Origin of the sequence: Homoserinibacter gongjuensis (assembly GCF_030161875.1) — a bacterium.
Lineage (GTDB): Bacteria > Actinomycetota > Actinomycetes > Actinomycetales > Microbacteriaceae > Homoserinibacter > Homoserinibacter gongjuensis.
Map to the genome: position 1 here is coordinate 254861 of NZ_BSVA01000001.1, position 22794 is coordinate 277654.

General features: G+C 70.9%; 21 protein-coding genes and 3 pseudogenes. 9 read left to right on the forward strand and 15 right to left on the reverse strand.

Annotated features, from left to right (window positions below; genetic code table 11):
• Positions 1–73 precede the first annotated feature (73 nt).
• Positions 74–1066, reverse strand: coding sequence for a LacI family DNA-binding transcriptional regulator (locus QQK29_RS01490; RefSeq protein WP_284297202.1), 993 nt, complete (start codon positions 1064–1066; stop codon positions 74–76).
• Positions 1067–1367: 301 nt separating this feature from the next.
• Between QQK29_RS01490 and QQK29_RS01495 the strand changes: the two genes are divergently transcribed.
• The 7 genes and pseudogenes from QQK29_RS01495 to QQK29_RS01525 all read left to right on the forward strand — a co-directional run bounded on the left by QQK29_RS01495 (position 1368) and on the right by QQK29_RS01525 (position 8606).
• Complete coding sequence (locus tag QQK29_RS01495; RefSeq protein WP_284297204.1) at positions 1368–2342, forward strand: ABC transporter substrate-binding protein; 975 nt, start codon at positions 1368–1370, stop codon at positions 2340–2342.
• A gap of 87 nt (positions 2343–2429) precedes the next feature.
• A complete protein-coding gene (locus tag QQK29_RS01500) occupies positions 2430–3980 on the forward strand; it encodes a sugar ABC transporter ATP-binding protein (protein WP_284297206.1) in 1551 nt (516 codons plus the stop codon).
• Positions 3977–5005, forward strand: a complete 1029-nt coding sequence (locus QQK29_RS01505; protein ID WP_284297209.1) for an ABC transporter permease — start codon at positions 3977–3979, stop codon at positions 5003–5005. The genes QQK29_RS01500 and QQK29_RS01505 overlap by 4 nt, the downstream gene beginning before the upstream one ends.
• Positions 5002–6021 (forward strand): ABC transporter permease subunit, encoded by a 1020-nt coding sequence (locus QQK29_RS01510; protein ID WP_284297210.1) that lies wholly within the window; start codon positions 5002–5004, stop codon positions 6019–6021. The genes QQK29_RS01505 and QQK29_RS01510 overlap by 4 nt, the downstream gene beginning before the upstream one ends.
• Positions 6022–6067: 46 nt before the next feature.
• Positions 6068–7599, forward strand: a pseudogene (locus QQK29_RS18330) (sugar ABC transporter ATP-binding protein).
• On the forward strand, positions 7596–7907 hold the full coding sequence (locus tag QQK29_RS01520; protein WP_431308641.1) for a LacI family DNA-binding transcriptional regulator: 312 nt from the start codon (positions 7596–7598) through the stop codon (positions 7905–7907). The pseudogene QQK29_RS18330 and the gene QQK29_RS01520 overlap by 4 nt, the downstream one beginning before the upstream one ends.
• A 9-nt stretch (positions 7908–7916) precedes the next feature.
• Complete coding sequence (locus tag QQK29_RS01525) at positions 7917–8606, forward strand: substrate-binding domain-containing protein (protein ID WP_284297211.1); 690 nt, start codon at positions 7917–7919, stop codon at positions 8604–8606.
• A gap of 13 nt (positions 8607–8619) precedes the next feature.
• Here the strand turns inward: QQK29_RS01525 and QQK29_RS01530 are convergent, their stop codons facing one another.
• The 4 genes and pseudogenes from QQK29_RS01530 to QQK29_RS01545 form a co-directional block, all read right to left on the reverse strand.
• Positions 8620–8838 (reverse strand): hypothetical protein, encoded by a 219-nt coding sequence (locus QQK29_RS01530; RefSeq protein WP_284297212.1) that lies wholly within the window; start codon positions 8836–8838, stop codon positions 8620–8622.
• Between the two features lie 155 nt (positions 8839–8993).
• Positions 8994–10067, reverse strand: a complete 1074-nt coding sequence (locus tag QQK29_RS01535; protein WP_284297213.1) for a YeiH family protein — start codon at positions 10065–10067, stop codon at positions 8994–8996.
• A complete protein-coding gene (locus QQK29_RS01540; protein WP_284297214.1) occupies positions 10064–11320 on the reverse strand; it encodes an MFS transporter in 1257 nt (418 codons plus the stop codon). Before QQK29_RS01540 ends, QQK29_RS01535 begins: the two co-directional genes overlap by 4 nt.
• Positions 11317–12098, reverse strand: a pseudogene (locus QQK29_RS01545) (fumarylacetoacetate hydrolase family protein). Before QQK29_RS01545 ends, QQK29_RS01540 begins: the two are co-directional and overlap by 4 nt.
• A gap of 62 nt (positions 12099–12160) precedes the next feature.
• On the opposite strand from QQK29_RS01545, the gene QQK29_RS01550 reads away from it, so the two are divergent.
• Positions 12161–12790, forward strand: a complete 630-nt coding sequence (locus QQK29_RS01550; protein ID WP_284297215.1) for an alpha/beta hydrolase family protein — start codon at positions 12161–12163, stop codon at positions 12788–12790.
• A 3-nt stretch (positions 12791–12793) separates the two neighbouring features.
• Here QQK29_RS01550 and QQK29_RS01555 read toward each other — a convergent pair whose 3' ends face one another.
• Both QQK29_RS01555 and QQK29_RS01560 read right to left on the reverse strand, forming a co-directional pair.
• The gene (locus QQK29_RS01555) at positions 12794–13900 is read right to left on the reverse strand and encodes a branched-chain amino acid aminotransferase (protein ID WP_431308764.1); all 1107 of its coding nucleotides are present in this window, start codon (positions 13898–13900) and stop codon (positions 12794–12796) included.
• A 56-nt stretch (positions 13901–13956) separates the two neighbouring features.
• Positions 13957–15002, reverse strand: a pseudogene (locus QQK29_RS01560) (3-isopropylmalate dehydrogenase).
• Positions 15003–15167: 165 nt separating this feature from the next.
• Here QQK29_RS01560 and QQK29_RS01565 point away from each other — a divergent pair.
• Positions 15168–15422 (forward strand): DUF6458 family protein, encoded by a 255-nt coding sequence (locus QQK29_RS01565; protein WP_284297220.1) that lies wholly within the window; start codon positions 15168–15170, stop codon positions 15420–15422.
• A gap of 92 nt (positions 15423–15514) precedes the next feature.
• Here the strand turns inward: QQK29_RS01565 and QQK29_RS01570 are convergent, their stop codons facing one another.
• The 8 genes from QQK29_RS01570 to QQK29_RS01605 all read right to left on the reverse strand — a co-directional run bounded on the left by QQK29_RS01570 (position 15515) and on the right by QQK29_RS01605 (position 22634).
• Positions 15515–15772 (reverse strand): hypothetical protein, encoded by a 258-nt coding sequence (locus QQK29_RS01570; protein WP_284297222.1) that lies wholly within the window; start codon positions 15770–15772, stop codon positions 15515–15517.
• 179 nt (positions 15773–15951) lie between these two features.
• A complete protein-coding gene (gene serA, locus QQK29_RS01575; protein WP_284297224.1) occupies positions 15952–17547 on the reverse strand; it encodes a phosphoglycerate dehydrogenase in 1596 nt (531 codons plus the stop codon).
• A 177-nt stretch (positions 17548–17724) separates the two neighbouring features.
• Positions 17725–17994, reverse strand: a complete 270-nt coding sequence (locus QQK29_RS01580; RefSeq protein ID WP_284297226.1) for a hypothetical protein — start codon at positions 17992–17994, stop codon at positions 17725–17727.
• A 51-nt stretch (positions 17995–18045) separates the two neighbouring features.
• Positions 18046–18540, reverse strand: a complete 495-nt coding sequence (locus tag QQK29_RS01585) for a hypothetical protein (protein WP_284297228.1) — start codon at positions 18538–18540, stop codon at positions 18046–18048.
• A 133-nt stretch (positions 18541–18673) separates the two neighbouring features.
• Positions 18674–19804, reverse strand: a complete 1131-nt coding sequence (locus QQK29_RS01590; RefSeq protein ID WP_284297230.1) for a mannitol-1-phosphate 5-dehydrogenase — start codon at positions 19802–19804, stop codon at positions 18674–18676.
• Positions 19805–19891: 87 nt separating this feature from the next.
• Positions 19892–20131 (reverse strand): helix-turn-helix domain-containing protein, encoded by a 240-nt coding sequence (locus tag QQK29_RS01595; protein ID WP_284297233.1) that lies wholly within the window; start codon positions 20129–20131, stop codon positions 19892–19894.
• On the reverse strand, positions 20128–20721 hold the full coding sequence (locus tag QQK29_RS01600) for a tetratricopeptide repeat protein (protein WP_284297235.1): 594 nt from the start codon (positions 20719–20721) through the stop codon (positions 20128–20130). Before QQK29_RS01600 ends, QQK29_RS01595 begins: the two co-directional genes overlap by 4 nt.
• Positions 20703–22634, reverse strand: coding sequence for an AAA family ATPase (locus tag QQK29_RS01605; RefSeq protein WP_284297237.1), 1932 nt, complete (start codon positions 22632–22634; stop codon positions 20703–20705). The genes QQK29_RS01600 and QQK29_RS01605 overlap by 19 nt, the downstream gene beginning before the upstream one ends.
• Positions 22635–22794 lie beyond the last annotated feature (160 nt).

A 22794-nucleotide genomic window follows, 5' to 3' on the forward strand; every position in this document is an offset into this window, starting at 1 on the left:
CGGGAGGACACGCCCGAGATCTCCTGCATTTTCGACAATGGGGAGTCGAGCAGGAGTCGGCGCATCCGCGGCATCACGCACGCCGCGCAGGCGCCGTCGAGGCGCGCACGATGAGGCGCGGAGGGATGACGTCGGCAGTCGCCCCCGGCTCCCCCGCACCCTCCGCCTCGTCATCCCGGAGCCGCGCGAGCAGCACCTCGACGGCGCGGCGGCCGACGAGCTCGAAGTCCTGGTGCACCGTCGTGAGCGCCGGGCGAACGTAGGCGGCCTCCGGCACGTCGTCGAAGCCGACCACCGCGACCTCGCCGGGCACCGCGCGCCCGGCATCCGCGAGCGCCGCCATCAGCCCGATCGCCATCTGGTCGTTGGCGGCGACGACCGCGGTGGTCTGCGGCTCGAGACGCGCCGCCGCCGCGAAGCCGGATGCCGCACTCCAGTCGCCCGAGAGCGTCGCGCCCGCTGTCAGTCCGGCGCGCGCCATGGCATCCGCGAACCCCGTGCGCCGGGCTGTCGCCTCGAGATAGCGCTCGGGCCCCGCGAGATGCTGGATGCGCGTGTGCCCGAGTTCGAGCAGATGCTCCGTCGCGAGCCGGGCCCCCGCCGCCTGGTCAACGCCGATCCCGCCGGGGCGGTCGGGCGCCTGCAGCGTCACGAGCGGCACCCGGATGTCGAGGTCGCGGATCGCGCCGAAGACCGTCTCGTGCGGCGCGATCACGACGAGCGCCTCGACGGCCTGGTCGAGCAGGAACTCGAGGGCCGCGACGGTGGCGTCATGCTCCACCGCCGCGGCGGTCACGAGCGGGTGGTAGCCGTGCGCGCGGGCGGCCGATTCGACCGCGAGCACGCTCGAGGCCGGACCGTGCTGGGCCACCGCGGGCGAGAGCACGCCGATCGCGCGGGTGCGGCTGGTGACGAGAGCGCGCGCGGCGGGGTTGCGACGGTAGCCGAGCTGGGCGATCGCGGCGAGCACCCGATCACGCGTCTCGGGGCGGATCGAGGGGTAGTCGTTCAGCACGCGCGACACGGTGATGTGGCTCACCCCGGCGAGCGCGGCGACGTCGTGCATGCTCGGGTTCCGTCTCGCCTGCGCCACGGCGTCAGGGTAGCGCGGCGCACGGGGCCGCCATGCGGATTCCGGATGTGAAGGCTCACGGGAACGCTCACACCGAGCGGGGCGCGCATCCCCGCTTTCCTCAGCGAATTCGCCGACGTTACCGAAACGTTACGCCCGAATGCTTGCGCTGATGAGAATTGTGAAGGCTAACATTTGGCCGACGGCTCGCCTCAGCGCGAGCGTCGCGCCAAGAGGCACCACCACCCGGGCACCCGGCACAGCTGCCGGCCCCCAGAACGAGGAGGTTCTGTACATGAAGAAGATCCTGGCGAGCGTGGCCCTCGTGGGAGCCGTGGCTCTCGCGATGACCGGCTGCGCGACCGATGGCGGATCCGGCGGAGGCGGCGGAGGCGGTGGCGACGAGCTCATCACCGTCGGCTTCGCCCAGACCGGCTCCGAGTCGGGCTGGCGCTCGGCCAACACCGAGTCGCTCAAGACCGCGCTCTCGGAGGAGAACGGCTTCAAGCTCGTCTTCAACGCCGCCGACAACAAGCAGGAGGCCCAGATCGCGGCCGTCCGCAGCTTCATCAACCAGGGCGTCGACGCCATCGTCATCGCGCCCATCACGGTCGACGGCTGGGACGACGTGCTCAAGGAGGCCAAGGACGCCGGCATCCCCGTCATCCTCGAGGACCGCACGGTCTCGGCGAGTGACGACCTCTACGCCAGCTGGGTCGGCCTCGACTTCGAGAAGGAGGGCGAGCTCGCCGGTCAGTGGGCGGTCGAGAACGCCGACGGCTCCAACCTCGTCGTGCTCGAGGGCACGACGGGTTCCTCGGCCGCGCTCGATCGCGCGACCGGCTGGAGCAAGGCGCTCGAAGGCTCCACCATCAAGACCCTCGACTCGCAGACGGGTGACTTCACCCGCGACGGCGGCAAGAAGGTCATGGAGGGCTTCCTGCAGAAGTACGGAAGCGACATCAACCTGCTGTTCGCTCACAACGACGACATGGGGCTCGGCGCGCTCGACGCGATCGAGGCCGCCGGTCTCGTTCCCGGTCAGGACATCAAGATCGTCACGATCGACGCTGTCCACGACGGCATGCAGGCACTCGCCGACGGCAAGTTCAGCTTCATCGTCGAGTGCAACCCGCTGCTCGGCGAGAAGGTCGCCGACCTCGTGAAGAAGGTGCTCGCCGGCGAGTCCGTCGACAAGCGCACCATCGTCGAGGACCAGACCTTCACGCAGGACCAGGCGAAGGAAGCCCTGCCGACGCGTCCGTACTGATCGGTCACGTCACGCAGTAATCCATCCCTCCGCCGGGGACCGGGGCGCACCGGTCCCCGGCGGAACCACCACTCACGCAAGGAAGCCATGTCAACGGCCAAGGAAGCCCGTGCGATCGTCGAGATGCGCGGCATCACGATCGAGTTCCCGGGCGTGAAGGCGCTCGACGGCGTCGATCTCACGCTGCGCGGCGGCGAAGTGCACACCCTGATGGGCGAGAACGGCGCCGGCAAGTCCACCCTCATCAAGGCGTTGACCGGCGTCTACGCGATCGACGGCGGCTCGATCATCGTCGAGGGCACCCCGCGTGAGTTCCGCGGAACCGCGGATGCCCAACTCGCCGGCATCTCGACCGTGTATCAAGAGGTCAACCTCTGCACCAACCTCTCGGTCGGCGAGAACGTCATGCTCGGCCACGAGGTGCGCGGCCCGCTCGGCATCAACTGGGCCGCCACCCATCGCGAGGCGGCGCGCCACCTCGAGAACCTCGGCGTGCGACTCGACACGCGCTCGATGCTGAGCGCCCACTCGATCGCCGTGCAGCAGCTTGTGGCGATCAGCCGCGCGATGGTCACCGACTCGCGCGTACTCGTGCTCGACGAGCCCACCTCCAGCCTCGACCGCGGCGAGGTCGACCAGCTCTTCGGCGTCATCCGGGGACTTCGCGACCGCGGCGTCGCGATCCTGTTCGTGACGCACTTCCTCGACCAGGTCTACGAGATCTCCGACCGCCTCACCGTGCTGCGCAACGGCACGCTCGTCGGCGAGTACCCCGTCGAGGACCTCCCCCGCGGCCAGCTCATCTCGAAGATGATCGGCCGCGAGCTCGACGAACTCGACGCGATCTCGCAGAGCGCCGCGCGTGCGATCGACCGCACGAGCGATCCCGTCATCCGGGCAACCGGTGTGGGTCGCCGGGGCGTGCTCCATCCGGCAGATGTCGAGGTGTACGACGGCGAGGTCGTCGGCCTCGCCGGCCTCTTGGGCTCCGGTCGCACCGAGCTCGTGCGGCTGCTCTACGGCGCAGATCGCGCGGATGCCGGACGCGTCGAGGTGCGCGGTCGCACGGCTCGCATCACGAACCCCCGCCACGCGATCGACCGCCGCATCGCCTTCTCCTCCGAGGACCGCCGCGCCGAGGGACTCGTGGGCGACCTCACCGTGGCCGAGAACATCGTGCTCGGCATCCAGGCCAAGCGCGGCGCGCTGCGCAAGGTGCGCAAGTCCGAGCAGGACACCATCGTCGAGGAGTACATCCAGGCTCTCGGCGTGCGGCCCGCGAACCCGAACGCGCTCGTGCGCAACCTCTCCGGCGGCAACCAGCAGAAGGTGCTTCTCGCCCGCTGGCTCGCCACGGCGCCGCAGCTCATCATCCTCGACGAGCCGACGCGCGGCATCGACGTCGGCGCCAAGGCCGACATCCAGCGCAAGGTCGCCGAGCTCTCCGAGCAGGGTCTCGCGGTCGTCTTCATCTCTTCGGAGCTCGAAGAGGTCATCCGCATCGCCCAACGCATCGTCGTGATGCGCGATCGTCGTAAGATCGGCGAACTGACCTCGCACGACATCGGCGTCGACGACCTGGTCGCCTTCATCGCCGATGAGCAGCCCCAGCCCGACAGCCCGGAGAGTGCGGCATGAAGAAGATCCTCACCCACCGCCTCATGCTGCCGATCGCGGCGCTCGTGGCGCTCATCGTCATCAACACGATCGCCCGCCCGAGCTTCGTGAGCGTGACGGTCAAGGGCGACCAGCTCTACGGCCCGCTGATCGACATCCTGCGCAACAGCGCCCCTCTCATGCTCGTCTCGCTCGGCATGATGATCGTGATCTCGACGCGCGGCATCGACCTCTCCGTCGGCGCCATCATGGCCGTCTCGGGCGCCGTTGCGCTCACCATCATCGACGGCTCGCCGACTCCCAACGACCTGGGCACGGTGCTCGGTGCGATCGGCATCGCGGTGCTGATCGGCATGCTGCTCGGCGCCTGGAACGGATTCCTGGTCGCGGTGGTCGGGGTGCAACCGATCATCGCGACGCTCGTGCTCATGCTCGCCGGGCGCGGCGTCGCGCTGCTGATCACGGGCGGCTTCATCACGACGATCAACTCGGCGCCCTACAAGTTCATGGCGCAGGGCTACGTCATCGGCCTGCCGTTCGCGTTCTTCGTCTCAGTGGCCGCGGTCGCGCTTGTCGCCCTCATCGAACGTCGCACCGCACTCGGGGTGCTCACCGAGGCTGTCGGCATCAACCCCGAGGCGAGTCGCCTGGCGGGCGTGCGCTCGCGCGGCATCATCTGGGGCGCGTATGCGGCCAGCGGCGTGCTGGCGGGCTTCGCCGGCATCCTCTACAGCTCCAACACGATGGCCGCGGACTCCAACGCGGCCGGCCTCTACATCGAGCTGTACGCGATCCTCGCGGTCGTGCTCGGCGGCACCTCGCTCATGGGCGGCAAGTTCACGGTCGCCGGCACCGTCATCGGCGTCTTCACGATCGAGACGCTGCGCTCCACGATCCTCTTCCTGGGTGTGCCCTCGGCCGTCGCCCCGCTGTTCCTCGCGGTCGCCGTGGTGATCGTGGTGCTCATCCAATCGCCTCGACTGCGCTCCCTCGTCACCCGCACCGCGCAGGGCGCGCGGCCCAACACCTCGGAGGTCGCCCGATGACCAGCGTTCAGGCACCGCTCGAGAAGGCGGATGCGTTCGGCCCCCTCAAGCGGTTCGTCAGTCGCCGCGCCTCGTGGATCCCGGTGTTCGCGGCTCTCGCCCTGCTCATCCTCATCTTCATCGCGGGGCAGGCCTACTTCGGCAACTTCCTCACGCCGCGCGTCATCTCGGCGCTGCTGCTCGACAACGCCTACCTCTTCATCCTCGCGGTCGGCATGACCTTCGTGATCCTCACGGGCGGCATCGACCTCTCGGTCGGCGCGGTCATGGCCTTCACCGGCATGTTCGGGGCGAGCCTCCTGCGCGACGGGGTGCCATCCGGCATCGTCGTGCCGGTCATGCTGCTGCTCGGCGCGGCGTTCGGGCTGGCGATCGGCGTGCTCGTGCAGTACTTCGACGTGCAGCCCTTCATCGCCTCGCTCGCCGCGATGTTCGCGGCCCGCGGGCTCGCCTTCATGGTGAGCCTCGACTCGATCAAGGTCGAGACGCCCGAGATCCTCTGGCTGCAGTCCACCCGCATCCAGGGCGCGCCCGGCAGCTTCTACATCACCCCGACCGGCATCATCGCCCTGCTCGTGGTGCTGGTCGCGGCGCTCGTGCTGGCCTACACGCGCTTCGGTCGCACGATCTACGCGATCGGCGGCAACGAGCAGTCGGCCCGTCTCATGGGTCTGCCCGTCGTGCGCAGCAAGCTGCTCGCCTACGTCGTGAGCGGCGTGTGCGCGGGACTCGCCGGGGTCGTGTTCACCGCCTACACGGGCGCCTCGTATCCGCTCAACGGCATGGGCACCGAGCTCGACACGATCGCGGCCGTCGTCATCGGTGGCACACTGCTGCTCGGCGGCTCGGGATTCGTGGTCGGATCGATGATCGGCGTGTTCGTCTACGGCACGATCAAGACGGCGATCTCGTTCATGGGTGCCGACCAGTCGTGGACGCGCATCTCCGTCGGACTGCTGCTTCTGCTGTTCGTCGTGGTGCAGCGCATCATCGTGGCGCGATCCGATCGGCGCTGACACACTCACCCGGATGCGCGAGCAGGCGCCGTCGCCGGGCATGATGATGCCTATGGTCGATGAGACCCACCCCGTCGTCGAGGTCGTGGGAGCAACGGTGCGCTTCCCCGCGGAGCTCGCGCTCGACCGCGTCGACTTCCGGATGTTCCCGGGCGAGGTGCACTCGCTCATGGGCGAGAACGGCGCGGGCAAGTCGACCCTCATCAAGGCGCTCACCGGTGCATTGCCGCTGGATGCGGGCGTCATCCGGTTGAACGGCGAGCGGATGCGGTTCGGCACCCCGCACGACGCGCTCGCCGCCGGCATCAGCACGGTGTACCAGGAGATCGACCTGCTGCCGAACCTCACCGTGGCGGAGAACATCTGGCTCGGGCGCGAACCGCGGCGACTCGGGGTGATCGACTGGCGGCGGATGCGCGCGGAGGCCCGCGAGGTGCTCGCGAGCCTCGGACTCGAGATCGATCCGGCATCGCTGCTCGGCAGCCACTCGCTCGCCGTGCAGCAGCTCGTGGCGATCGCGCGCGCCATCCGCTCGGAGGTGAAGGTGCTCGTGCTCGACGAGCCCACCTCGAGCCTCGACCTCGACGAGGTCGGCGAGCTGTTCCGCGTGATCCGCGAGCTCAAGCAGCGGGGGTGGCGATCCTGTTCGTCTCGCACTTCCTCGACCAGGTCTACGAGATCTGCGACCGTGTCACGGTGCTGCGCGGCGGTCGGCTCGTGGGCGAGTACCTCACGCGCGAACTGCTGCGCATCGACCTCGTGCAGAAGATGCTCGGCCGCAGCACGAGCGAGCTCATCACGCGGCAGCGCAGCGATCCTCCGACGGGCGAGGTGACGACACCGTACCTGAGCGCGCGCGGGCTCGAGGCGCACGGACTCGATGCCGCGGATGTCGACCTCGTCGAGGGCGAGGTGCTCGGCGTCGCGGGGCTGCTCGGCTCGGGGCGCACCGAGCTCGCGCGCGCGATCACGGGCGTCGACCGGATCAGCGCAGGTCTCATCCGGATCGCGGGCACCGCCGCGCACCCGCGCCAGCCGCGGCAGGCGATCGCGCTCGGCGTCGTCTACTCCTCCGAGAACCGCCGCACCGACGGCATCATCAGCGAGCTGTCGGTGCGCGAGAACATCACGCTCGCCCTGCAGGCGCAGCGTGGGGTGCTGCACCGCATCCCGGCCGCGCGCGAGCGCGAGCTCGCCGCAAGCTGGATCGACGCCCTCGACATCCGCCCGGCCGACCCGGAGCGGCCCGCCGGAACCCTCTCGGGCGGCAACCAGCAGAAGGTGCTGCTCGCGCGCCTGCTCGCCCTCGCCCCGCGCGTGCTCGTGCTCGACGAGCCGACCCGCGGCATCGACGTGGGCGCCAAGGTCGAGATCCAGAACCTCGTGACCGAGCTCGCCGACAACGGCCTCTCGGTGATGTTCATCTCCGCCGAGCTGGAGGAGGTGCTGCGGGTCTCGAGTCGCGTGCTCGTGATGCGCGGCGGCGAGCTCGTCGCGAGCCACGCCGCCGACTCGCTCACCGTCGACTCGCTGCTCGCGATGGTCGCCCGCCCCGACGACGAGGTGAGGGGGCTGTGAGCCAAGACGACAAGGGGGCGCGGGCCGCCAACATCTTCGATGTCGCGCGCCTTGCGGGAGTATCGCATCAGACGGTGTCGCGCGTGCTCAACGATCTGCCGAACGTGCGGCCGGCCACGCGTGCCCGCGTCGAGCAGGCGATCGCGCAGCTGCGCTACAGCCCCTCCCCGCGGCTCGCGCGCTCGTCACGCGGCGCACGCGAACGATCGGACTCGTCTCGCCCGGCGTCTCCGACTACGGCCCGAGCTCGATCGCGATGCACTTCAACTTCGCCGCCCGGGCCGCCCGCTACAACGTCGAGACCGTGAGCTCGCTCGATGACGACCCCACCGCGATCAAGCTCGTCGTCGAGTCGCTGTTGCGGCAACGCGTGGATGCCATCGTGCTCATCGTGGTGGATGTCGCGGTGCTCGAGGTGGTGCGCGGTCTCGATCTGGCGATCCCCGTGGTCGCGGTGGCGGCATCCCCGCGCCCGAGCCCGCTCATCGTCTCGATCGACCAGTACCGGGGGCGCGCGCCGCCGTGCGGCACCTCGCGGAACTCGGGCACACCCGCATCCTGCACCTGGGCGGCCCCCGCACAATCCCGACACCCTCGAGCGCGAGCGCGGCTGGCGCGACGAGCTCATCGCCCACCACCTCGACATCGTCGAGCCGCCGCACGGCGACTGGTCGGCCGAGAGCGGCTACCGGCTCGGCCCCGAACTGGGTGTGGAACCGGGCGACGCCGTGTTCGTGGCGAACGACCACATGGCGATCGGCCTTTTCTCCTCGCTGCGCGAGCGCGGGCTGCAGGTGCCCACGGATGTCAGCGTTGTCGGCTTCGACGACGTGCCGGAGGCCGGCTACCTCTATCCCCCGCTCACGACGGTGCGACAGGATTTCGCCGCGCTCGGCGGCCTCATCATGCAGAAGGTGCTGCTGGCCGTGGAGGATCCCGAGACGGTCACCGAAGACACGCCGCTGCCCACGAAGCTCATCGTGCGCAAGTCCACGCGCGAGGCCTGAGCCGGCGCTCGGTTCAGACGAGCGTCGCCCGCTCGGCGACCAGCAGCACCGCGAGCAGCGACACGAAGGCGATCGCGAGCATGTCGACCGCGAGCAGGGCGAGGCGCAGGCGGCTGGGAGGGGTCGCGAAGCGCACGATGATCATGCACAGGTAGAGGATGCCGACGACGACCGCCGCCGTCCCCGCAACGCCCAGGGGCGGCATCCGGAGCACGGCCATCGGCACGAGCACGCCGAGTGAGATGAGCGTCAGTAGCCCCCGAGGATGAGCCAGGAGAGGCCGCGCGAGGTCGTCAGCGCCGGCTGATCACGCACGCGCGTGGGATCGACCGGGGTTCCGCCATGCCTCCAGGGTGCCCTGTGCGCCTGGATGGATGCCGGAAACGTCTAGAGCGTCACGACGGCCGCGACCGCCAGGCCGAGCACGAGGATCACGAGCCACGCGAGCGCACCCGCCGCGATCGCCCGCCCGCCCGAGCGCACGAGCTTCTCGAGGCGCAACCCGGCCCCGATGCCGACGAGCGCGGCGGCGAGCAGCGCGTTCCGCACGATGTCGACGGCGTCGACGACCGCATCCGGAACCGGAACCAGCGAGCGCACGAGCACGAGCACCACGAACCCGACGATGAACAGCGGCACGACGGGTGGCAGCTTGCCCGCCGCCACCCCGGCTGCCCGCGCGGCCCGGCGGCTGTGCAGTGACGCGATCGCCACCATCGGCGCGAGGGCGAGCACGCGCGTGAGCTTCACGACGACCGCCGCACCGAGCGCCGTCGCCCCGGCCGTCTGCGCCGTCGCCACGACCTGGCCGACGTCGTGCACGCTCGCGCCGGCCCACGCACCGAAGAACGCAGGGCTCATGGGCAGCCCCACCGCATCCGCCACTGTCGAAAATGCAGGAAGAACGACGATGGCGAGCGTGCCGAACAGCGTCACGAGCGCGGTCGGGGTCGCCGACTCCTGCATTTTCGACAGAGAAGCGGATGCCGGGGTCGCGCCGTCGACGCCGGGTGCCGTGAGCCGCGGGCGCGCCGCCGCCATCGCGCCGATGGCGGAGACACCGCAGATCGAGAAGCCCGCCGCGAGCAGCACCGGCTCATCGCCAGGCAGGCGCAGCATCCGGGCGATGCCGTACGTCGAGACGAACGCGACGCCCACGAGCGCCGCGATCGCAAGCACGCCCCACCAGCCGAGCGCCGCGATGTCGGCAAGGGCGAGGTCGAGCCCGAGCAGTACGATGCCGACCCGCAGCAGGGTGCGCGCCGAGAAGCCGAGGCCCGGTCGCAGCGCGCCGTCGAGGGCGGGGCGCACGGGCGGCAAGCAGGCGACGACGATCCCGACGGCGAACGCCGCGGTCAGCCAGGGCACCGCGGGCACTGCGAGCTGCACGAGCCACGCGAGCGCAGCACCGACCGCGGCGACGATCAGGCCCGGAGCGATCCCGCGGATGCGCGCGTTCACGCCACCGCTCGCCGCCGCAGCCCACGCCAGGCGAGGGTGGCGAGCACGATCGCGCTGAGACCCGTCGCCGACAGCGCGAGCCCGCCGTAGCCCAGCGCGGCGAGCACGAGCCCCGCGAAGCCGCCGCCGAGCGCGCCCGCCGACGACATGAGCAGGTCGGCGCGACCCTGGATGCGCGCGCGGTCGATCACGTCGACCGACTCGCTGATGAGCGTGGCACCGGCGACGCTCGCGGCACTCCAGCCGAGGCCGATCATGACGAGGCCGACGGTCACCCACAGCTCCGACTCCGCGCCGACCGCGAGCAGCAACAGCGCCGCGAGCAGCAGCACCTGACCCAGAGCGATCGTCACCTCGCGCCCGACGCGGTCGGCGAGGGTGCCCCACACGGGCGACAGCGCGTACATGCCGAGCACGTGCAGGCTGATGGTGAGGCCGACCAGCTCGAGCGACGCGCCGTGACTCACCAGATGCACGGGCGTCATCGCCATGACCGACACCATCGTCGCGTGGCTGAGCGACGTCGCGACCATGCCCGTCGCGATGCCGCCGACGTCGGCGGTGCGCGGGGCGGCCTCCGGGGATGCCGGACGCTCGAGCCCGATGCGGGTCGCCAGACGCAGCGGATCCGGTCGCAGACCCACGACGTAGACGACGGCCGCAAGCAGCTGCGCCCCGATCGTGAAGAGGTACGGTCCCGCGAGCGGCGGCAGGCCGAGCGCCGCGCCGAGATCGGCACCCGGGCCGATGAGGTTGGGGCCGAGCACGGCGCCGACGGTCGTGGCCCATACGACGACCGAGAGATCGCGCCCCCTGCGGTTCGGCTCGGAGAGGTCGGTCGCCGCGAAGCGCGCCTGCAGATTGACGGCCGTGCCGACGCCGAGCAGCACGATCCCCGCCAGCAGTAGCAGCGTCCAGCCGAGGATCGCGGCCACGAGGCCGACGCAGGCGCCGACCGCAGCGATCACCGCCCCGGTCGCGAGCGCCGGCGCGCGCCCGCGCGTGGTGGCGAGCGCCGCGAGCGGCACCGCGGCGATCGCCGCGCCGATCGTGGCCATCGTGGCCGCCATCCCCGAGAGGGTCTCCGAGCCCGAGACCTCGGTGATGAGCAGCGCGCCCGCCGAGAGCGTGGAGCCCATGCCGATTCCGGCGAGCACCTGCCCGGCGATGATCGCGGCGCGGCTGCGGCGACGAACGCGCGCGACCTCCGACTCCGTGAGTCCCGTCGGTGCGGATGCCGTGGCTGGGCTCACGCGGTGGACTCGTCGCGGTTGAGCGCGGGGTTGCTGAGCGTGCCGATGCCGCTGATCTCGATGTCGACCGACTGGCCGTGCAGGAAACCGCCGAGGCCCGACGGGGTGCCGGTCATGATGATGTCGCCCGGCAGCAGCGTCCAGACGTCGGAGATGTAGGCGATGAGCTCGGGCACCTTGTGGATCATGTCGTGCGTGTTGCCGTGCCGCCGCGGCTCGCCGTCGACCCACGTGCGGATCTCGAGCCCGTCGGGGTCGAGCTCCGTCTCGATCCACGGACCGATCGGGGCGAAGGTGTCGTAGCCCTTCGCGCGCGCCCACTGGCCGTCGGCGAACATCTGGTCGCGCGCCGAGACGTCGTTGCCGATCGTGTAGCCGAACACGTAATCGGCCCAGTCCTCGGCCTTGACCTGCTTGGCGATGCGCCCGATCACCACCACGAGCTCGCCCTCGTGCGTGATGCGGCCCTCCACCGGCGGGATGCGGATGGGGTCGCCGGGCCCGACGACGGCGGTGTTGGGCTTGAGGAAGATCAGGGGTTCTCGGGGGCGTCGATGTTGCCGAGATCCTTGCGATGCTCGGCGTAGTTGAGCCCGACGCAGACGACCTTGGAGCGCGGGATGACCGGTGCGAGCAACCGCGCATCCGCGAGCGGCACCCGCTCACCGGTCGGGGTGAAACCGGCGAACATCGGATCGCCGTCGAGCACGACCAGGTCGTCATCGTCGACGATGCCGAACCGTGGGTCGCCTCCGGTGCTGAAACGTGCGACTCTCACGCTGAGAGCCTAGCCCCGCCCGCCGCTCGGTCCTGTCGCCGTGCGACGGGATACTGGATGCCGTGAACCAGTTGCTCTGGACAGGCCCGGCCGACAGCGACCGCGTTCTCGTGCTCGCCCACGGCGCCGGCGCGCCCATGGACTCGCCGTGGATGGACGACATGGCCGCGCTGCTCGGCGACCGGGGCATCCGGGTCGCCCGCTTCGAGTTCGCGTACATGGCGGCGCGGCGTGAGGGCACCCGGCGCCCGAACCCGCGTGCCGAGGCGGTGCTCGACGAGTACCGCGCGATCGTCGACCAGCTGCGCGCGCGCACGGATGCGACCCCCGCAATCGGCGGCAAGTCGTTCGGCGGCCGCGTCGCCTCCATGATCGCCGACGAGCTGTACGCGGCGGGCGGCATCCGCGGGCTGGTGTGCCTCGGCTACCCCTTCCACCCGATGGGCAAGCCGCAGCAGTTGCGCACGGCGCACCTCGCCGAGCTCGCGACGCCGACGCTCGTGTGCCAGGGCGAGCGCGACATCATGGGCACGCGCGAGGAGGTCGCGGGCTACGCGCTCTCCCCGTCGATCGACATCTTCTGGGCGCCCGACGGCGACCACGATCTCAAACCGCGCAAGGCATCCGGCCACAGCTTCGCCGACAACCTCGCGGCAGCAGCGGATGCGGTGGCGAGGTGGTGGCCTCTGTGAGTCTCAGCCGTCGAGGCGGCGCAGCCAGCCGTGGCGGTCGTCGATGCGGCCGTACTGGATGCCGGTGAGCTCATCGCGCAGCGAGAGCGAGACGCGGTCGTCGACCTCGGGCATCCGGATGCCGAACGAGGTCGACCTGATCTCCGAGATGGGCGTGATGACCGCCGCCGTGCCGCACGCGAAGGCCTCGACGATCTCGCCCGATTCGGCGCCCTCGCGCCACTCGGTGATCGAGACGGGACGCTGCTCGACGGCGTACCCGCGGTCGCGCCCCAGCTGCAGGATCGAGTCGAGCGTGATCCCCTCGAGGATCGAGTCCGAGTCGGGCGTGATGAGGCGCTTGTCGCGGGTGACGAGCACGACGTTCATGCCGCCGAGCTCCTCGAGGTACTCGCCCTGCTGCGCGTCGAGGAACAGCACCTGCTGGCAGCCGTTGTCGTAGGCCTCCTGCTGGGCGACGAGCGATGCCGCGTAGTTTCCGCCGGTCTTCGCCTGCCCCATGCCGCCGTGCCCCGCGCGCGTGTAGTTCGTCGAGAGCCAGATCGCGAGCGGCGTGATGCCGCCCGTGAAGTACGCGCCCGCGGGTGAGGCGATCAGGTAGAAGTTGACCTTCTTGGCCGGGCGCACCCCGAGGAACGCCTCCTTGGCGAACATGAACGGGCGAAGGTAGAGGCTCTCCTCCTGCTGGGAGGGCACCCAGTCGCCGTCCACCGCGATGAGCTGTTCCAGGGCGTCGAGGAAGTACTCCGTGGGCAGCTCGGGCATCGCGAGGCGCTTCGCCGAGCGCTGCATGCGCGCGGCGTTCTGCTCGGGCCGGAAGGTCCAGATCGAGCCGTCCGCGTGGCGGTAGGCCTTGAGCCCCTCGAACACCTCCTGCGCATAGTGCAGCACGGCGGCGGCGGGGTCGAGCTGGATGGGGCCGTACGGCTGCACGCGCGGGCGGTGCCACCCGCCGCGCTCCGACCAGCAGATGTCGACCATGTGGTCGGTGAAGTGCTGCCCGAACCCGGGGTTCTCGAGGATGGCGGCGCGCTCCTCGGGCGTCTTCGCGTTCTCATTGCGGGTCACCTGGAACTGCAGGTCCTGGGTGGCCATGGGGAGGAGGTTCATGGTCATGACTGGCTCGTCTTCCGCTGGGTGTGGATCTATTGTGCCCCGGAAGCGCCTCAGCCGAGTCGGGCGGCGATGGCGCTGCCGATCTCGGCGGTGGTGCGCGGGGTGCTTCCTCGTTCGGCCAGATCGGCGGCGACCGCGGCCTCGACGCGACGGGCGGCATCCGGAAGCCCGAGATGGTCGAGCAGCAGGGCGGTCGAGCCGATGGCGGCCGTGGGATCGGCCTTCTGCTGGCCCGCGATATCGGGCGCGGATCCGTGAACCGGCTCGAACATGCTGGGGAACGTGCCGTCCGGGTTGATGTTGCCCGAGGCCGCCAGCCCGATGCCGCCGCTGATGGCGCCGGCCAGGTCGGTGAGGATGTCGCCGAAGAGATTGTCGGTGACGATGACGTCGAATCTAGCAGGGTCGGTCACGAAGAAGATCGTCGCGGCGTCGACGTGGAGGTAATCCCACGCCACGTCCGGATGATTGGCCGCCTCGGCCTCCACGAGCCGCGCCCACAGCCTGCCCGCGTTGGTGAGCACGTTCGTCTTGTGCACGAGGGTGAGCTTCTTGCGGCGCTTCTCGGCGAGGTCGAAGGCGTACCGCACGACGCGTTCCACGCCGTACGCGGTGTTGACGCTCACCTCGTTGGCGATCTCGTGGGGGTGCCGGTGCGGATGCTGCCGCCGTTGCCGACGTACGGCCCCTCGGTACCCTCCCGCACCACGACGAAGTCGACGTCGCCCGGATGCGCGAGCGGACTCTGCACGGTGGGATGCAGCACCGTGGGGCGCAGGTTGACGTAGTGGTCGAATGCGAAGCGCAGCTTGAGCAGCAGCCCGCGCTCGATGATGCCGCCCGCGAGCCGCGGATCGCGGGGGTCGCCGCCGACCGCACCGAGCAGAATCGCGTCGTGGCGGGCGAGAGCCGCGAGGTCGTCGGCCTCCAGGATGCGTCCCGTCTCGAGGTAGTGCGCCGCACTGAACGGGTACGCGGTCGTGGTGAGCTGCGTCTCTTCCGCGAGCGCGGCATCCAGCACCTTCACCGCCTCGGCTGTGACTTCCGGTCCGATGCCGTCTCCGGCGATCACGGCGAGGTCGATGGTGCGCGTCATGCCCCCAGATTATCGGCCGCCTCATGCCCGCCCGAGCCTCTGCGCGCCGCCTGCGCGCGCGGTATAGCGCGTGGCATCGCCCACGTCAACGGGCTGCCCGGATTCGCACTCGCTCCCTATGTTCGAATCGGCCCCGTCGAGGGGCCTCGAACCAAGGAGGCCAACATGAGCATCGGGCTCGGCATCTTCCTCTTCGTCGTCGGCGCGATTCTGACGTTCGCGCTGAACGTGCAGACCGACTGGATCGACCTGGATCTCGTCGGCTACCTGCTGATGGGCGCCGGGATCGTCGTCACCATCATCGGCATCGCACTCCTCGTGCGTCGCCGTCAGTCGATCACGACGGTGCGATCCGACGTCGACCCCGCCACCGGTACGCGCGTGGACCAGCGCGCCACGGAGACCGACCCGCTGCCCTGAGGGCAGCCCGGGTCTCGGGCGGCACGTGTCTTTCGGGTGGACACGTGCCGCCTTTTTCGTGCCCGCTCGCCTGAGGGACGAGACGGTGCGGCCTAGGACAGGCTCAGGATGGCCGAGACGGCGAATCCCACGATGATCGAGATCGAGACGGCCGCACCGATGCCGATGCCGATGCCCGCTCGCAGCCGACCCGTGGAACGACGGCTCGCGACGAGGCCGAGGATGAGCGCGGCCAGCGCGAGAAGCAGCACGAGCACCGACACGCCGCCGTTCACGAGGCCGTAGAGATCGAAGTTCGCCGCTCTCAGTAGTGCGATCGCCGCCAGCTGGTTCACGACACCGACGACCACTGCGACGGCTCCGCAGATCAGGGCGGCGAGCGCGAGCGGGTTGCCCGCGCCACGATCCGGCGCCGGCGTCGGGTACGGGCTCGGGTTCGGGTTCGGCGCGACGTGGATCGCCGCGGGCGGGGGACGGCGGAGGGGATTCGCTCATGCGGTCAGCCTATTGACCCCCACCGGACCGCGGCTCACACCGCGACGATGTCGATCTCGCGCACCTCGTCGGCCTCGATCGCCACGCGCACCCGCTCGAGCACCTCATCCGGCACCGGCGAGTCCACCGTGATGATCGACAGCGCCTGTCCGCCGGCGCTGCGGCGTGCGATCTGCATGCCCGCGATGTTGATACCGGCCTCACCGAACTCACGCCCGTAGATCGCCACGATCCCGGGGCGGTCGGCGTAGAACATCACGACGTGGTGGTCGGCGATCGGCACCTCGATGTCGTAGCCGTTGAGACCGATGATCTTCTCGGTCATCTTCGTGCCCGCGAGAGTGCCCGACACCTCGACCGCGGTGCCGTCGGACAGCACACCCCGGAGCGTCGTGGTGTTGCGGTAGTCCTTGCTCTCCTCCGAGACGTTGAGGCTCGAGGCGATGCCGCGCTGCTCCGCGAGCAGCGGGGCGTTGACGTAGGAGACCGCCTCGGTGACGAGGTTGGTGAAGTAGCCCTTGAGCGCCGCGAGCCGGTACACGCTCACGTCGTAGGCGGCGAGCTCACCACGCACGTCGATCTCCAGATCGGTGAGGGCCCCGTGGCCCGCGACCCCCGCGAGCACCTGGCCGAGCTTCTCGACGAGCGCGATGCCGGGACGCACGAACGGGTCGATGATGCCGCCCGCGACGTTCACGGCATCCGGAACCAGCTCGCCTTCGAGGGCGAGCCGCACCGACTTGGCGACCGAGACACCCGCCTTCTCCTGGGCTTCGTTGGTGGATGCGCCGAGGTGCGGCGTGACAACGACATTCGGCAGGCCGAGCAGCGCCGAGTCCGTCGGCGGCTCCGAGCTGAAGACGTCGAGCCCCGCGCCGGCGATCGTGCCGGCCTCCAGCGCCTCGGCCAGCGCCGCTTCGTCGATGAGGCCGCCGCGCGCGACGTTCACGATGTAGGCGGTCTTCTTCATGCGTGCCAGCTGCGGCCCCGCGATCATGCCGGTTGTCTCGGGGGTCTTCGGCATGTGGATCGTGATGAAGTCCGACTCCTCGAGCAGTTCGTCGAGGCTCACGAGACGCACGCCGAGCTGCTGCGCGCGGGCCGGGCTCACGTAGGGGTCGTAGGCGACGACCTCAACCCCGAACGCCTGCAGTCGCGCGGTGATCAGCGCGCCGATGCGGCCGAGGCCGACGATGCCGACGGTCTTCTCGTAGAGCTCGGTGCCGGTGTACTTCGAGCGCTTCCATTCCCCGGCGGCGAGGCTCGCGTGGGCGGCCGGGATATGACGGGCGAGGCTCAGGATGTGGCCGATGGTCAGCTCGGCGGCGCTGATGATGTTCGAGGTGGGCGCGTTGACGACCATGACGCCCGCCTCCGTGGCGGCCTTGATGTCGACGTTGTCGAGGCCGACGCCGGCGCGCGCCACGACCTTGAGTGCCGGGGCCGCCGCGAGCGCCTCCGCATCGATCTGGGTCGCGGAGCGGATCAGCACCGCGCTCGCGTCGGCGAGCGCCGCGAGCAGGGCTGCGCGATCGGTGCCGTCGACGGCGCGGATGTCGAAGTCGGGACCGAGGGCCTCGACCGTGGCGGGAGAGAGTTGTTCGGCGATCAGGACGACCGGCTTTGCCACAGATGTTCCTTCGTGCGGAGGGGCAGCGGCGAACACGCCGCGAGGATGACGCCACGGCTCGCGCGGGCGCGGCACAGGCAGCCTATCGGACGTCACATGCCCGTTTCGGCGCATGACAGGGCGGTGAGGGTCAGCATGTGTCGCCGAGAGCGACACGCGCGCGCCCCTCGCGACGCCTCAGCCGAACACGTAGAGCGCGAGCGAGGTGGCGGCCGTCGCGGCCAGACCCGCGGCGAACACGAGCACGCGCGTCGAGAGGATGCGGCGACCACCCAGCACGAGTGCCGCCGCATAGAGCAGCGGCGGCGCGACGACGCCCAACACGAGCGGCACCCACGGGGTGAACTCGGCATACCCCTGCGCCGCGTAGAGCGCAGGAAGCGCGATGAGATTGCTCGACGCCGTGAACAGGAACCAGCCGTACAGCAGGGCGAACACGGCGGCCACGGCGACGCGCCAGCCGAGGAGGCTGCTCGTCGGCCTGCTGCTCGAGCGCGCTCATTGCATGCTCCCGATCCAGAAGAGGAGCGCCGGCCACGGCAGCAGCACGAGTGCACCGGCCAGCAGGCCCAGCATCCGCTTGGTGCCCCGACGTGACGCGCCCTCGGGGGTGAGGGTCAGGGCCGCGGCGAACCACAGGGCGGGCCCGACCATCGCGAGGAACTCGCCGAACTGCCACATGATCTCGCCCAGCAGGTCGAGGCTCGGGTACACCAGCAGCTGCGCGGACGAGATCCAGCCGATCGAAAGCGCGAGGTACAGGAGGCCGAAAGCAACCGTGCCGGCGAGCAGAGCGCGCTCGGCGGGGCTGCGTGCCACATCCGCTTCGGGCAACTCCTCCGGTGCGGCGAGGGCGGATTCGGATGCGGCACCCGCGTCACGCAGCCGGGGTGCGGCCTGGCCGCGCGCGTCGTCGCCCGCCCAGTGCAGGGCCTCGTCGTCGGAATCGTCGACGTACGCACCACCAGGGGGATCGACGTCGCGGGGGCTCACCCCTCCATCCTCACATTTCTTGGGGGGCGGCGGTTTCGAGACGCGGCTCCGCCGCTCCTCAACCACCTCATGCCCGCACCGCAGCTGGTTGAGGAGCGACGCGCAGCGGCGCGTCTCGAAACCGGCGTGCCCGCTACGACCCCAGCCGCAGGCGGAACACCTCGGCCAGGTCGTCGTGCAGCGGGTGGCCCTTCTCGATGCCGCAGATGCTGCTCGCGAGCTCGCCCGGGTCGGCGCCCGACGCGAGCTCGGCCTGCAGCTCGACCGCCTCGGGGTCGTCGTCGGGGTCGAAGCGCAGAGCGGCGCCGACCGCGGTCAGCAGGTTCCAGCAGGGCTCGCCGAGCTCCGCGAGCTGCGCCGCGGGGTCGATGAAGCGCTCGTGCCGCCCGAGCTTGCGCAGGGGCGCGCGGCCCACGCGCACGCACGTGTCGGGCAGCTCGGGGTTCGTGATGCGGGTGAGCGTCGTCTCGACGTACCCGCTCTGCTCCTCGGGCGTGAAGCCGTGCTTGGCCACGAGCAGCGCGCTGGTCTCGGCGAGCACGGCGCGCACCTCGGCCGCGATCTCGGGCACCTCGAGTGCCTCGGCGATCGTCTCGATGCCGCGCGCGTATCCGAGATAGGCGGTCGCCGCATGGCTCGTGTTGACGGTGAAGAGCTTGCGCTCGATGTAGGGCTCCAGGTCATCGACCCAATGCACCCCCGCAAGCTCGGGCGTGGCCCCGCCGAATGGGGTGGCATCCACCGCCCACTCCCAGAACGCCTCGAGCGTCACGTCGAGTCCGCCGTGCTGTTCGGGCACGATGCGATCGATCGCGCAGTTCGCCCAGATCGCGCGATCCATGGCGCCGCCGAGCTCACGAACGGATGCGGCGAGCAGGTCGGTGCCGCCGATCGCGTTCTCGCACGCGATCACCACGAGCGGAGCGGCATCCGCGGCACGCTTCGCGAGCCCCGCGACGATGAGCGGCGCCACGAACTGCAGGATGCGGGCGCCCACGGCCGTCGTCACGATGTCGGCCTTCGCGATCTCCTCCGCGACGAGCTCCGGATGCTCGCGCGAGTCGATCGCCCGATACCCGTCGACGACCAGGTCGCGGCCGCCCTCGCCGACCTCGTGCACGCGGTAGGACGGCTGGGTCTGCAGCGCACCGATCAGCTCGTCGCTCACATCCGCGAATACGACCTCGTAGCCGCTCTGCCTGAGGAAGGGCGCCACGAACCCGCGCCCGATGTTGCCCGCCCCGAAATGCACCGCCGTCGCCATGAGCCCCATTCAACCCCGGCCCTTCCCGCATGGCCAGCGCTCCGCCTTCCGCAGCCCCGGAAATGGCGCAGCTGTCGGCCCCGCCCGCTACGACGCCGCGTCGGGCACGACGTCGAGGATCGCCGCGAGCTCGGCGCGGGAGCGGATGCCGAGCTTGCGGTAGATGTTGCCGAGGTGGAACTCGACGGTCTTGATGGTCACGAACTGGGCGCGCGCGATCTCGCGATTGCGCTCGCCGCGCGCCGCCGCCTCCGCGATGCGGTGCTCGCTGGGGCTCAGCAACCCGACCCGCTCATCGGGCGGCAGGATCTCGCCCGGTGCCGTCACGCGTGTCGCGATGGAGCGGGCCTGCAGCGCCAAGGGGCGAGCCCCTCGCGTACCGCGTAGTGGAACGCCTCGCGCGCGTGCCGTCGCGCCTGCTCCAGCTGACCCTTCTCGAGGCTCACCTCGGCGAGGCCGAGCTGGGCCTCCGCCCACTCATGAAAACGGGAGTCGACCAGTTCGAGCGCACGCCGGTAGAGCTGCTCGGCCGACTCGGGCTGCTCGTCGAGGCGCGCGGATGCGATGAGCAGCCGCGCCCGCCCGTGGCGGTAAAGCGAGGGCGGGGCCACCGCAACGGCCTCGCGCAACAGATCACGGGCGCGTTCGAGATCACCGCGCGCCGCGTGGGCCTCGGCCAGCGGCAGGCGCCAGTCCTCGCCGAGCATCGGCAGCGCGCTCGGCTCGGACACGACCTGGCTCTCCGCGAAGGCGATCGCCTCATCCGCGGCGCCGGCGGCCACGAGGTGCAGCAGACGCGCGCCCCGCGCGACGCCGACGAACAGCGGCGGTTGCGGACCGCCGTCGAGCGCGGCGACCTCGCCCGCGGCCTCCACCTCGCCGGCGCGCAGGTAGCCCTTCACGAGGAAGTACTGCATGGCCGGGAAATAGGTGCGCCAACCGAGTTCGGACGCCCCCGCGCGGCCTCGAGGTCGGCGAGCCCCGAGCGCAGGCGTCCATAGGGGATGCGGAGGGCGCCGCGCGCGTAGCTCGCGGTGCCGTAGCCCTGCACGCTGCCCGAGTCGCGAGCGTCGGCGATCGCGGCAGACAGCCACTGCTCCGCGTCGTCGAACATCCCGTGGATGTTGAGGGCGCCCGAGAGCACATAGCTGATCGGGTCGTCGGAGCCGCCCTCGGGGAAGACGCCTCGCGCACGGTGGGCGTGCACCTCGCCGCCGGGAAGCCCGGCGAGTCCCAGCGCGAGCGCGACCACCGCGAAGATCGCCCGATCGGCATCGGTGTCGAACTCGGGCGGCTGCGCCTCGAGCTGCGCGATCTCGGCCATGAGCGCGCCCATCGGCTCGCTCGAGAAGGCGAGCTCGTTCGTCGCGATCTTGGCGAGCACGAGCCGTCGCTCCGCATCCGACACGTCGGCCGCGGAGGCGATCGCCGCGCGCGCGGCCGCATACCCCTCGCCCGCAGCCCCGAAATCGCTTGTCATGTAGGCCGCGTCACCGAGCTCGAGGAACCGTTCGGCGCGCAGGCGCGGGTCGTGCACCTCGCGGGCTGCGGCGCGGATGAGGGCGAGGCCGGCTTCCGACTCCCCCGCCATGACGCGCGCGCGGCCCTCGTCGAAGGCCCACTGCGACGCCGCGGTCGAGGTGAGCGCGCCCTCGGCACGTGCCCGTTCGAAGAGCCGTGCCGCGATCGCGGGCGTGCCCGCATCGAGCGCGAGGCGCGCGGCCTCGGCGAGGGACGCGGCGCGGCGCGCGTCGCAGCTCGGGGTCGTCGCCGCTTCGTGAGCGGCGATCGCGGGCAGGGGCGCACCGGCGGTGCGCAAGGCATCCGCGACGCGCGCGTGCAGGTGCGCGAGCCGATCCGCCGAGAGGCTCGCGAGCGCACCCTCCACCACGATGGGATGCGTGGGCACGACGCGATCCCCGCGTCGCTCCACGAGGCCGGCCGCGTCGAGCTGCGGAAGCAGGTCGAGCAGGCGGGCGAGGCTGACGCCTGCGGCATCCGCGATGACCCCTGGTGCGATGCCCTCTGCCACCACGACGGCCGTCTCGACGACTGACCGGGCATCGGGCGACAGCGCCGCGAGCCGTTCGCGCAGCCCCTCGCGCACGCGCGCCGGTGAGGCTTCGAGGCCGTGATCGATGAGCTCGCGCACGTAGAAGGGCACCCCACCGCTGACCTCGAGCACGCGCACCGCGTCGACCCCGCGCTCGGCGCTCAGCTCACCGATCGCGGCGAGCGTGAGCGGACGCGGTTCGAGCAGCGACGTCCGCGCGCCCGCGAGCATCGCGGCGAAGGCGGGGTCGGCATCCAGCTCGGGGTCGGGGCGGGTGGCCATGAGCAGCAGGATGCGGTCGGTCTGCAGGCGCGCGGCCAGCGTCGTGAGCAGTCGGCGGCTGGCGACATCGGCCCACTGCAGGTCGTCGACGACGAGCAGCGCCGGGCCGTCCTCGTCGAGGTCGCTCACGGCCCACTGCGCGGCATAGGCGAGAGCCACCGGCTCGGCGGTGCGCTCGCCGCGCAACACACCGCGCACGAGCTCGGCCGGCCCGTCGAAGATCGGGGCCCGCTCGTCGGAGTGCGCCTCCTCGCCGAACCACTCCCAGAGCAGGCCGTTCGCGGTGCGCTTGCTCACCACCGTGAACGTGGCACGCCGGGCACCGAAACCCAGCGCGGCAGCGCGCGCGGCGGCCGCCGCGAGCAGCGACGACTTGCCGATGCCCGGTTCTCCCCGCACGACGACCGTTCGCGTGATGCCGGAGGCGGCGTCGTGCAGGGCCGCATCGAGGAGCGCAAGCTCGTCGGCGCGCTCCAGAAGCGGGTGATCGGGCACTGTCGTCTCGTGGGCTCGACGGAGCCGGACGGATGACCGGCGGCACCATTGCACCGCGCGGCGCGCACCCGCCGCAAGCCCCGCATCCGGGGTCGCCCCGAACGCCCGCGACGGGAGAAACGACACGGGGGCGGGACTCGTTCTCCCGCCCCCGTGTCAG